Origin of the sequence: Paracoccus sp. (in: a-proteobacteria), assembly GCF_030536915.1 — a bacterium.
Lineage (GTDB): Bacteria > Pseudomonadota > Alphaproteobacteria > Rhodobacterales > Rhodobacteraceae > Paracoccus.
In genome coordinates this window covers 1-10,633 of sequence record NZ_JAUNPC010000091.1, presented here as the reverse complement: position 1 = coordinate 10,633, position 10,633 = coordinate 1, and the positions used below count along the sequence as shown (strand labels likewise).

Sequence of the window (10,633 nt, the reverse complement as noted above, 5' to 3'; positions counted from 1 at the left end):
GCTCGGCGTTTTCGGCGATCAGGTCGGCCACCCGCAGCAGCAGCCTGCCGCGCGCACTGGCGGTCAGCCCGGCCCATTCCGGCGAGCGGAAGGCGGCCCTTGCAGCGGCGACGGCAGCATCGACCTCGGCCGGGCCGTCCAGCGGGATCAGCGCCCAAGGCTTGCCAGTGAAGGGATCGAAGGCCTCGAAGGTGCCGCGTACCGGCACGAGCCGGCTGTCGACCGTGTTCTGGAACTGCTGCAACGCCATGTCGTCTCTCCGGCAGCTTGTCTCGCTTGCATGAAATCGGACAAGGGCGGCGGGCCGCCCTTCCGTAAGGATTCAGCAGGTTCCAAGCCCCAGATTGGCCCGGAAACGGTTCTTGATGAAGACCGCATCGCGCGGCGGCAGCGAGCGCGGCAGGTTCTCGGCCCTGATCTTCAGGACGAACAGGCGCGGGCCGTCCGCGGGCTGGCGCAGGCGTTCGGCCAGGGCATCCACCTCGTCGAGGCTGCACAGTTCGGCGGTGTCCGCAAAGCCCGCTGCCGCGGCGATCCTGTCCAAGGCGATGCCGCGTCCCGTATGGCTCGGCTGCATTCCGGTCTCGCCGAAATGCTGGTTGTCCAGCACGATGATGTCGAGGTTCCTCGGACCCGCGACGGCGATGGTCGCAAGCGCGCCGAAGGCCATCAACTGCTCGCCATCGCCGGTGATCACCATGACGCGCTTGTCAGGCTGCGCCTGCGCAAGACCCAGGCCGGTCAGCGCGGCGCCGCCCATGGCGCCCCAAAGGTAATAGTTGCCGTCGCTGTCGCCTGCCGCATGAACGTCATAGCTGGGCGAGCCGAGGCCCGTCACCACCAGCGCCCCGTCGCGGGCAGCCAGCAGCTTGCCCACCGCCGCGCGGCGATCCATTGCGGAACCGGTCATGTCGCTCACCATTTCTTCTTGCCAAGCAGGCGCTGGCCGATCAGCACCGCGACCTGCTGGTCCGCATCGAAGGCCATCCCGGCGGCCTGCGCCACGACCTCGACCAGATCCTCGCCCGTTTCCGCCCGCAGCACGGTGACGCCGATGGCCTTCAGCGAGGCTTCGGTCGCCCGCCCCATCGGCACCTGCCACGGGTTGAACTCGGCCCATTCGCCCCGCATCGTCACCAGCATCAGCAGCGGCGTCCGCGTCTGCACCGGCAGGGACAGCATGTTGATGCAGTTTCCCACGCCCGAGGATTGCATCAGCACCACGGAACGCTGGCCGCCCAGCCATGCACCGGTGGCGATGGCAATGCCTTCCTCCTCGGTCGTCAGGACGTTGGTCGTGACCTCCGCATCCTCGCCGAACAGCCGGATCAGGGTCGAATGGCCCGCGTCCGGCACATAGGACATCTGGCGGATCCCTGCGGCCTTCAGCACCTCGTAAAGCTCAAGCGGCCAGTCCCTGGCCAGATCCCGGGCCTTTCCGCCCGCGGAAATCACTTCGGCGACAGTCACTGCATGTCTCCCGGCATGGACGGTTTCGCCTTTGCATAGCCTTGCCCGGATCGGATCACATCGACCCTTTTTCTTGGGCAGATATAGCCGCATTGTATGGCATGGAAATTTCCCAGCTGCGCACCCTGATCCATGTCGCCGAACTCGGCAGCCTGTCAAAGGCGGCCGACCGCCTGCATATCGCCCAGCCCGCGCTCAGCCGGCAGATCCGGCTTCTGGAGGAGGAACTGGGCGCGCGCCTCTTCGACCGGCATGGCCGCGGCATGATCCTGACCGATCAGGGGCAGGACGTTCTGCGCCATGCCTTGCGGGTCATGGCGGAACTGGAGGAGATCCGCGCCTCGGTTTCCGACGAGGATGCGCCCTTGCGGGGGCATGTCTCGGTCGGAATGCCGCCGACCGTGTCGGATATCCTTGCCGAACCCCTGGTCGCCGCCTTCCGGGAAACCCACCCCGAGGCGACCTTGCGGATCGTCAGCGCCTATTCGGCCTATCTGCTCGACTGGATGCATCGCGGAGAGGTCGATGCCGCCATCCTTTACGATCCCAGGTCCGCGCGCACCCTGCGGGTCCAACCCCTGCTCGAGGAGGTCCTGTTCCTGATCGGGCCGCCGGACGCGGGCCTGTCGCAGGATGTCCCGGTCGATTTCGGCGACCTTGAGGACGAGCGGCTGCTGTTGCCCAGCGAGGGGCATGGACTGCGCAAGATTCTGGACAGATGCGCGGGCGAGCGGGGGTTTGCCCTGCGCGTTCCGGTCGAGGCCGACAGCTATTCGACGCTCAAGCAGCTGGTTCAGGCCGGGCAGGGATCGACCATTCTTCCAAGGGCGCCCATCCACAGGGATCTGGTCTTGGGCCAGCTCTGCGCCGCCCCGCTGCAAAATCCGGTCCCGACACGGCGGTTGATCCTTGCCTGGCCGACAGATCGTCCGGTCCCGCGGCTTGCGCGCTTCGCGGGGCAGGTCATCGCCTCGAATGTCTCGCTGCTGGTCCGGCAGGGTGTCTGGCCGGGACGCCTGCCGACCGAACAGGCGGACACCGACCAGGCGGCAAGGTCCGCCGGAAGGCGCCGCCGCCCCGCGGGAGACGGGCGGCCGTCGCCGCGCGCCGCCGCGCAAAGGCGTGGCTGAGGAAGACAATCCCGCTATAGCTGATCTCGCCGTCTTGTCGTTGTCGGGACGCCTTGTCTCTGGCAAGCAGGCGGCTCCGTGAAGCCGCGCGGATTCCGGCCGATCTGATGCTGCCCTGCCTGGCGGCGCATGTGCCGGGCTGCCCTTCCTGCCGAGGTCCGAATGAACGTCCTGATCGTCTATGCCCATCCCGAACCCACGTCCTTCAATGGCGCGATGAAGGATCTCGCGGTCGAAACCCTGACGGCACAAGGCCATTCGGTCGAGGTATCGGACCTTTATGCGATGGGATGGAACGCGGTCGCGGGTCCTGCCGACATGATCGGCCCACATTCCGACCCGTCCCGTTTCAGCCTGGCGCGGGAACAGACCGTCGCGATGGAGAACGGCACGATCGCCGCCGACATCGCCGCCGAGCAGGCCAAGGTGAGCCGCGCGGATTTCCTGATCCTCCAGTTCCCGGTCTGGTGGTTCGGGATGCCCGCCATCCTGAAGGGCTGGGCGGACCGGGTCTTCGCCCGCGGCTTTGCCTATACGACCGGGCGGAAATACGACACCGGCATGTTCAGGGGGAAACTGGCGATGCTGGCCGCCACCACGGGAACCTCGGCCGACACCTATGCGCCCGACGGGATCGACGGCGACATCCTGACCGTGCTGTGGCCGATCCATAACGGCTTGCTGCGCTATGCCGGCTTCGACGTGCTGCCTCCCTGCATTGCCTATATGCCCGGCCGGGAAGATGAGCCCACTCGGAAGAGGCAACTCGATGCCTATCGCCAGCGGCTGGAAACCATCGCCGAGACGCCGCGCCTGTTCTTCCACCCGGCGGAGGATTATGGCCCGAACGAACGTCTGAAACCGGGCGTGCTCGCCCGTTCGGGGCAACAGCGCAACGTCTGAGTCTCCGATCAGGCCCGAGTTGACGAAGGCCGCGGTGCCAGGACGTGCCTTCAATGATGACCCGTGCCTTGGCGAGGCTGGAGAAGATTCCATCCTCGAGCAGTTCGTCTCGGAGGCCGGAGTTGAAGCTCCCGCAGTAAGGTCAGGACCCATTGATGTGTCTGCTGCGTGATTGAGCCTTTCCCCGATCCTTGGACAGGTTTCCTGCTGATTCAAGCTACTGCCTGGTCCTGCCGATCGGTTTCAATTTTGCTTCAATAGATCACGGCGGGAGGCTGCCCGCCCTGAGCGGTGTGGGGCCGCTGGTGGTTGTAGAAGGTGATCCAGCGGCAGATGGCGGCTTTCGCTTGGGATCCGGTGTCTCAGGCGCGCAGGTGGACGCATTCGCATTTCAGGGATCGCCAGAGGCGTTCGATGAAGACGTTGTCGATGCAGCGCGCTGCCCTTTCCCGTCCATCGAGATCCGGGTGCCAACGCATTTCAACCGTAAGCGTAAGCGGGATGCTGTCCCATGAAGTGGTTTGGCTGGCGCTGATCGTCACCGTGATGTTCGGTGCGGGTCTGCTTGATCAGGATGCCGCAGCGGGCAGGCTGATGACGAGATCATCCCGCATTGCGCCGATGGTTTCCAGCGTCATGTAGCGTACACGCTGGACTGCCCATTCATCGTTCCGTTCGAGCAGCAGTGCGCCAACCAGCCTGACAATGGCGTCGTCGTTCGGGAAGATTCCAACGACATCGGTGCGGCGCTTGATCTCGCCGTTCAGACGCTCGACGGGGTTGGTGGAATGCAGCTTGGTCCGATGTTCCTTGGGAAAGGACATGCAGGCGAAGACGTCGTGCTCGGCCTCGTCCATCAGCAGCGCGAGCTTCGGCACCTTGGGGCGGATCTGGTCGGCCACCGCGCGCCATTGGGTGCTGGCGGCCTCGGGGTTCGGCGGATGACCGCGGGGCCATCCACGATCATCTATCCGCCTCACCCTGCGCGAAGGCGGTGGCGATGAAGGCCGAGACCACCCGCCGCCCGCTCTTGCCGGCATGGGCCGCGATATTCCGTTGGAAATGCATGCGGCAGCGTTGCCAGGTGGCGCTGAGCACCTTCGACACCGCGGCCTTGATGCCTTCGTGCGCATCGCTGATCACCAGCTTCACCCCGCGCAGGCCTCGTCGCCTCAACTTGCGCAGGAACTCGGTCCGGATCGGCTCGGCCTCTGAGGTGCCGATCTCCGGGCCCAGCACCTCGCGCCGCCCATCGGTGTTCACGCCGATGGCGATGATGACGGCGACCGAGACGATCCGCCCGCCGCGCCGGACCTTGAGGTAGGTCGCGTCGATCCAGAGGTAGGGCCGTCGGCGTATACGCCGACCCTTCCAGCGGGCGGTTCGGAAAGGCCTTCACCTTGCCGTCGATCTCTTCGCACAGACGGCTGACCTGGCTCTCGGAGATGCCGGACATGCCCATCGCCTTGACCAGGTCGTCCACGGAGCGGGTCGAGATGCCCTGCATGCAGGCTTCCTGGATCACATCGGTCAGGGCCCTCTCGGCCATCCGGCGCGGCTCGAGGAAACCCGGGAAGTAGCTGCCCTTGCGCAGCTTCGGGATGCGCAGATCGACCGTTCCGGCCCGCGTCTTGCGTCGACGCATGCGTCGACCGGTCGCGATACCCGTTGCGTTGAGCCCGCCTGCCGGGATCCTTCTCACCGTAGGGCGCGCCCGTCACAGCGCCAACCTCCAGCTCCATCAGTCGCTCGGCCGCAAAGCTGATCATTTCACGCAAGCCGGATCGGCGTCGGGACCTTCTCCACGAGATCGCGGAAGTTCATCATGACGGTGGTCATCGGTGGAAGCTCCGGTCCAGCTTTGGTGTCAGCAACCAGACCCTGCCGGAACAGCGCCGGTGACCACCTCAGCCAGAACCTACACCACGCAGCGCGACAGCATCACGGGTGGCGGACGTTTCAAGGTGAATATTGCTGGGAATCGGCCGGATGTCTGCTTACAGGAAGCGCCTGTAAGCATGTGGTCGCCACATGCAGCGGACTGTGACTTCGCCGGGGGACCCATGTCCGGTTGGATTCCGGGGCCGCCCACCACTTCCCCCCTTTCAGGCCGGGCAGATGGTGGTCGCTGATCGCCAAGAGGATGCAGATGACGGACAGCACCGATCGCAACAGCCGCCAGGCCGAACGCGAGGCCCGAAAGGCCCGGCGCATCGCCGAACGCGAGGCGCTGCGCGCCGAGCGGCAGGCGGAACGCGCCGCCCGTGCAAAGCCCGCGGGCAAGGACCACCGGCCCGCCGCAGCGCCACAGGGCGATCCGGTGCAGCCGGAGGGCGCGGATCGCGTCACCGCGACATCGGGCGCCCCTGAAAGTGCCGCGCCCCCTTCGGTCCCGCCGAAATTCGACATCCTCGTCGTTGCGCAGGGCGGCGGGATCGACCGGCAGGCCGCGATCCTTGCCGCCAGCCTGCGCCGCAACGCGCCCGGCTTCCGGGGCCGCCTGGTCGTCGCCGAACCGCAGCCCGAGGGCGCATGGTCGGGCACCGATCCGCGCATGTCGGCCGAGGCCCGCGCCGCACTTGAGGCCCTCGGCGCCGACATCCGCCCGCTGGTCGCCCGCGACTTCGGCCGCAGCTATCCTTACGGCAACAAGATCGAGGCGCTGGCGCTGCTGGACCCCGGTCGGCCCTTCCTGTTTCTGGACAGCGACACGCTGATCCTGGGCGACATCGACGCGCTGCCCTTCGATTTCGCGCGCCCCTCGGCCTCGATGCGGCGCGAGGGAAGCTGGCCCCAGCCCCCCGCCTATCGCCAGACCTACGCTTCGATCTGGCGCTCGCTTTACGACCGCTTCGGGCTGGACATGGACGGCTCGCTGGACCTGTCCCAGCCCGAAGAGCATTGGGAGCGCTTCCTTTACTTCAACGCCGGCTGGTTCTTCGGCGCCGACGGCCCCGAGTTCGGCCGCCGCTTCCGCGACTGGGCCGTGGCGGTGCGCGACGATCCGGGCGAGGCCCTGGCCTGCCAGTCGCTGGACCCATGGCTCGACCAGGCGGTGCTGCCGCTGGTGATCCACAGCTTCGGCGGCGGGCGCCCCGGCCCGGAGCTGGCCGGACTGGATGGCGAGTTGACCTGGCACTGGCGCAACCTGCCCCTGCTTTACGCCCGCGGCCCCCAGCGCGCCATCGACGAGTTCGAGGCCATTGCCGCCCTGCCCGTGATCGCGCCCCTGCTGTCCGGCTGGCAGGCGGCCGAGCGCCTGATCGGCGACGGCAGCGGCCGCCGCCGGATCAGGCCCATGTTCGCCGACTATCCCCCCCTCGCCCCCGAGCGCGGCATCCGCAAGCGGCTGAAGCAGGCCGAGCTGTGGTTCGACTGACCGGGGCTTCGGGCGGTCACAAATATCCCGGGGCCGGCGCCCGGCACGGGCGGCAGGGGCAGCGCTCCCCTTGCGGCCGTGCCGTTGCGCCCCGGCATCCTCTTGCGCTAAGCCGGGCCGTCCTTGGACAAGGAGCCGACCATGCCTGACACCGACATTTCCCGCCGCGCCACCATCACCCGCAAGACCGCGGAAACCGACATCACGGTGACGGTGGATCTGGACGGGCGCGGCCGGTCCAGCAGCCGGACGGGCGTGGGCTTCTTCGACCACATGATCGACCAGTTGGCCCGCCATTCGCTGATCGACATCGACCTGCAGGCCACGGGCGACCTGCATATCGACGACCACCACACGGTCGAGGATTGCGGCATCGCGCTGGGACAGGCGCTGGCGCAGGCGCTGGGCACCAAGCGCGGCATCCGCCGCTACGGCAGCTTCCACCTGGCGATGGACGACGCGCTGATCCGCGCGGCGCTGGACCTGTCGGGGCGGCCCTTCCTCGTCTGGAACGTGCCTTTCCCGTCCGCGACGATCGGCCGCTTCGACACCGAGCTGGTGCGCGAGTTCTTCCAGGCGCTGTCCACCCACGGCGGCATCACCCTGCATGTGGACCGATTGCACGGGCTGAACGCGCATCACATCGCCGAGGCCACGTTCAAGGCCGTGGCCCGTGCCCTGCGCGAAGCCGTCGAGCCCGACCCGAGGATGGCGGGCGAACTTCCCTCGACCAAGGGCGCGCTCTGAGATGCGGGTCGCCCTGATCGACTATGAAAGCGGCAACCTGCATTCGGCGGCCAAGGCGGTGGCACTGGTCGGCGCGAAACGCGGCGCCGAGGTCGAGGTCACGTCAGACCCGGATGTGGTCGCCTGCGCCGACCGGATCGTCCTGCCGGGCGACGGCGCCTTTCCGGCCTGCCGCGCGGCCTTCGACGCCGTCCCCGGCCTGCACGAGGCGCTGGAACAGGCCGTCAGGCAGCGCGGCATCCCCTTCCTCGGCATCTGCGTCGGCATGCAGATGCTGGCGGACGAGGGGCTGGAATACCGACCCACCCCCGGCTTCGGCTGGATCGGGGGCCGGGTGGAACGCATCATGCCCGACGACCCCAGCCTGAAGGTGCCGCACATGGGCTGGAACGACCTGATCCTCCACCGCCCGCATGCCGTTCTGGACGGCGTGCCCTCGGGCGGCCACGCCTATTTCGTCCACAGCTGGCATTTCGTCACCGAGCGCCCCGAGGACCTGGTAGCCTCGGTCGATTACGGCGGCCCGGTGACGGCGGTGGTGGCCCGCGACAACATCCTGGGCCTGCAGTTCCACCCCGAGAAGTCGCAGGCGCTGGGCCTGCGCATCCTCGGCAATTTCCTCGACTGGAAACCCTGAGCGCGTCTGCGGGGTTCCGCCCCCCGGTTCACGCGCCGGGGGGAGCGTTTCGGCAGGGAAGGTCAGCGGTCCGGCATGGCCGCGCGCAGCAATTCCCGGCCCTCGTCCCCGGTCGGCTTGCCGAAGCGGCCGAGCATGCGGGTCATGATCTGGTCTCGCGACTGGCGGTAAAGCGCCAGCTTCGCCTCGCGCGCCTCGGTGATCCCCGAAGGGTCCATGATCGGCCAGTATTCCACGTCCAAATGAAAGTGCCGCGTCAGTTCCAGCGCCTGGTGCTTGCTGGCGGGCGACAGCGCCACGATCAGGTCGAACTGCCCCAGATCGTCGCCCCAGTCGCGCATGTCCTCGAAGCTGCGGGTGCGGTGGCGCGACAGCTCGATCCCGATCTCGTGGCAGACGGCGATGGCGAAGCCGTCGATCTCCATGTCGTTGTGGACGCCCGCCGACTGCACGTAAGCCTGTCGGCCGTAGAACTTCTTCATCATCCCCTCGGCCATGGGCGAGCGGATGGCGTTGTGATCGCAGCAGAACAGGACCGAATTCGGGATGCCGGCCTTGTCCTCCACCGGGGTTATTCCGCCACCAGCGCGCAGATCAGGGTGAACAGGCGGCGCGAGGTGTCGATGTCCACGCTGGCCTTGCCGTCCAGACGCTCCTGCAGGGTGCGCGCCCCTTCGTTGTGGATGCCGCGCCGGGCCATGTCGATGGCCTCGATCTGGGCGGGGGGCAGGCGCTTGACCGCGTCGAAATAGCTTTCGCAGATCTGGAAGTAATCCTTCACCACCTGCCGCAGCGGACCCATCGCCAGGTGGAACTCGGCCAGCCTTTCGCCGGCTTCCGAGGACAGCTCGAACACCAGCCGCCGGTCGCGCACCGCCAGCAGCAGCGCGTAGGGACCGCTGGGCGCGGGCTGGCCGGCGCGGCCGGGCAGGGCGAGGCTGTTGTCCTCGAGCAGGTCGAAGATGGCGACGCGGCGCTCCTGCTCCATCTCGGGCGAGGCGGGGGGCAGGGCGGAATCGTCGATCTCGACGCGGATCAGGCGATCGGTTGTCATCGGACGGGCCCCCTCTGGCTGGCGCTGCCGCTTGCGGCGGGTGCCACGATCACGGCAAGCGCGGGATCATTCAAGCGCGAAACGCCGTCAGCCCCGGTTCAGCGTGGCCAGCCGCGCCTCGATGGACCGGGCATGGGCGGAAAGCCCCTCGGATTCGGCCAGCCGGACCGCCGCCGGTCCGATGGCCGCAAGCGAGCCGGGGTCCAGCCGCGACAGCGTCGTGCGCTTGAGGAAATCCATCACCGACAGCCCCGAGGAAAACCGCGCCGAGCGTGCCGTCGGCAGGACATGGTTCGGCCCACTGACATAATCGCCCGCCGCCTCGGGCGTCCAGCCGCCGAGGAAGATGGCGCCCGCGTGGCTGACCTGCGCGGCCAGCGCCTCGGGGTCGTCCACGCATAATTCCAGATGCTCGGGCGCAATGCGGTCGGACAGTGCCACGGCCTCGGCCAGGTCGCGGGTCTCGATCACCGTGCCGTGGTCGCGCCAGCTTGCGCCGGCGATCCCGGCGCGGGGCAGGGTGGGCAGCAGCCGCTCGAGCTCTGCCGCGACGGCCTGCGCCAGCGCCGCATCCGGCGTGATCAGGATCGACTGCGCGTCGGCGTCATGTTCCGCCTGCGCCAGCAGGTCCAGCGCCAGCCATTCCGGGTTCTGCGCCCCCTCCGCGATCACCAGCACCTCGGACGGCCCGGCGATGCTGTCGATGCCCACGCGGCCGAAGACCTGCCGCTTGGCCGCCGCGACATAGGCGTTTCCCGGCCCGGTGATCTTGTCCACCGGACGGATCGTCTCGGTCCCGTAAGCCAGCGCCGCGATCGCCTGCGCCCCACCGATGCGGTAGACCTCATCCACCCCGGCGATCCGGCAGGCCAGCAGCACCAGCGGATTGACCTCACCGCGCGGCGTCGGCACGCAGACCACCAGCCGCCCGACCCCCGCGGCCCGCGCCGGAATGGCGTTCATCAGCACCGATGAGGGATAGCTTGCCTGTCCCCCCGGCACGTAAAGCCCCGCGGACGAAACCGGCGTCCAGCGCCAGCCCAGCCGCGCCCCCGCCTCGTCCGTCCACATCGCGTCTTCGGGCATCTGCCGCGCGTGATAGGCCCGGATGCGCGCGGCCGCGAGTTCCAGCGCCGCGCGATCCTCGGCCGATACCTGCGCCGCCGCGGCCTCGATCTCGGCCGGGGAAAACCGCAGCCCTTCGGCCGTCAGTTCCAGCCGGTCGAAGCGCCCGGTCAGTTCGACCAGCGCCGCATTCCCCCGCGCCCGCACATCCGCGATGATCGCCGCCACGGCATCGCCCACATCGGCGG

General features: G+C 68.1%; 11 protein-coding genes and 2 pseudogenes. 5 read left to right on the top strand and 8 right to left on the bottom strand.

Annotated features, from left to right (window positions below):
* From Q4F04_RS12935 to Q4F04_RS12925, 3 genes are all read right to left on the bottom strand, one after another.
* Positions 1-250 (bottom strand): aldehyde dehydrogenase family protein (locus tag Q4F04_RS12935; protein ID WP_303370230.1); only part of this gene is annotated, 250 nt, incomplete at its 3' end.
* A 72-nt stretch (positions 251-322) separates the two neighbouring features.
* Positions 323-910: a thiamine pyrophosphate-dependent enzyme gene (locus Q4F04_RS12930; protein ID WP_303370229.1), complete on the bottom strand. Its 588-nt coding sequence runs from the start codon at positions 908-910 to the stop codon at positions 323-325.
* Positions 911-915: 5 nt separating this feature from the next.
* Entirely contained in the window at positions 916-1,470 is a 555-nt protein-coding gene (locus Q4F04_RS12925) for a thiamine pyrophosphate-binding protein (protein WP_303370228.1), read from the bottom strand.
* A gap of 101 nt (positions 1,471-1,571) precedes the next feature.
* On the opposite strand from Q4F04_RS12925, the gene Q4F04_RS12920 reads away from it, so the two are divergent.
* Entirely contained in the window at positions 1,572-2,600 is a 1,029-nt protein-coding gene (locus Q4F04_RS12920; protein WP_303370227.1) for a LysR substrate-binding domain-containing protein, read from the top strand.
* Positions 2,601-2,762: 162 nt separating this feature from the next.
* Positions 2,763-3,503: an NAD(P)H-dependent oxidoreductase gene (locus Q4F04_RS12915; protein WP_303370226.1), complete on the top strand. Its 741-nt coding sequence runs from the start codon at positions 2,763-2,765 to the stop codon at positions 3,501-3,503.
* 254 nt (positions 3,504-3,757) lie between these two features.
* Here the strand turns inward: Q4F04_RS12915 and Q4F04_RS12910 are convergent.
* Together Q4F04_RS12910 and Q4F04_RS12905 are read right to left on the bottom strand one after the other, a co-directional pair.
* Positions 3,758-3,964: pseudogene (locus Q4F04_RS12910) on the bottom strand (integrase core domain-containing protein); the annotation flags it as partial.
* A 108-nt stretch (positions 3,965-4,072) separates the two neighbouring features.
* A pseudogene (locus Q4F04_RS12905) lies at positions 4,073-5,342 on the bottom strand (IS256 family transposase).
* Positions 5,343-5,652: 310 nt separating this feature from the next.
* Between Q4F04_RS12905 and Q4F04_RS12900 the strand changes: the two are divergent.
* The 3 genes from Q4F04_RS12900 (at position 5,653) to hisH (ending at position 8,266) form a co-directional block, all read left to right on the top strand.
* Positions 5,653-6,882 carry a hypothetical protein gene (locus tag Q4F04_RS12900; protein WP_303370225.1) on the top strand — a complete coding sequence of 410 codons (1,230 nt, stop codon included), beginning with the start codon at positions 5,653-5,655 and terminating at the stop codon, positions 6,880-6,882.
* Between the two features lie 141 nt (positions 6,883-7,023).
* Complete coding sequence (gene hisB, locus Q4F04_RS12895; RefSeq protein ID WP_303370224.1) at positions 7,024-7,629, top strand: imidazoleglycerol-phosphate dehydratase HisB; 606 nt, start codon at positions 7,024-7,026, stop codon at positions 7,627-7,629.
* A 1-nt stretch (position 7,630) separates the two neighbouring features.
* Complete coding sequence (gene hisH, locus Q4F04_RS12890) at positions 7,631-8,266, top strand: imidazole glycerol phosphate synthase subunit HisH (protein WP_303370223.1); 636 nt, start codon at positions 7,631-7,633, stop codon at positions 8,264-8,266.
* Positions 8,267-8,328: 62 nt separating this feature from the next.
* Here hisH and Q4F04_RS12885 read toward each other — a convergent pair whose 3' ends face one another.
* From Q4F04_RS12885 to hisD, 3 genes are all read right to left on the bottom strand, one after another.
* The gene (locus Q4F04_RS12885) at positions 8,329-8,832 is read right to left on the bottom strand and encodes a low molecular weight phosphatase family protein (RefSeq protein ID WP_303370222.1); all 504 of its coding nucleotides are present in this window, start codon (positions 8,830-8,832) and stop codon (positions 8,329-8,331) included.
* A gap of 5 nt (positions 8,833-8,837) precedes the next feature.
* Positions 8,838-9,320: a UPF0262 family protein gene (locus Q4F04_RS12880; protein WP_303370221.1), complete on the bottom strand. Its 483-nt coding sequence runs from the start codon at positions 9,318-9,320 to the stop codon at positions 8,838-8,840.
* Between the two features lie 87 nt (positions 9,321-9,407).
* A partial coding sequence (hisD, locus tag Q4F04_RS12875) for a histidinol dehydrogenase (RefSeq protein ID WP_303370220.1) occupies positions 9,408-10,633 on the bottom strand: 1,226 nt, incomplete at its 5' end.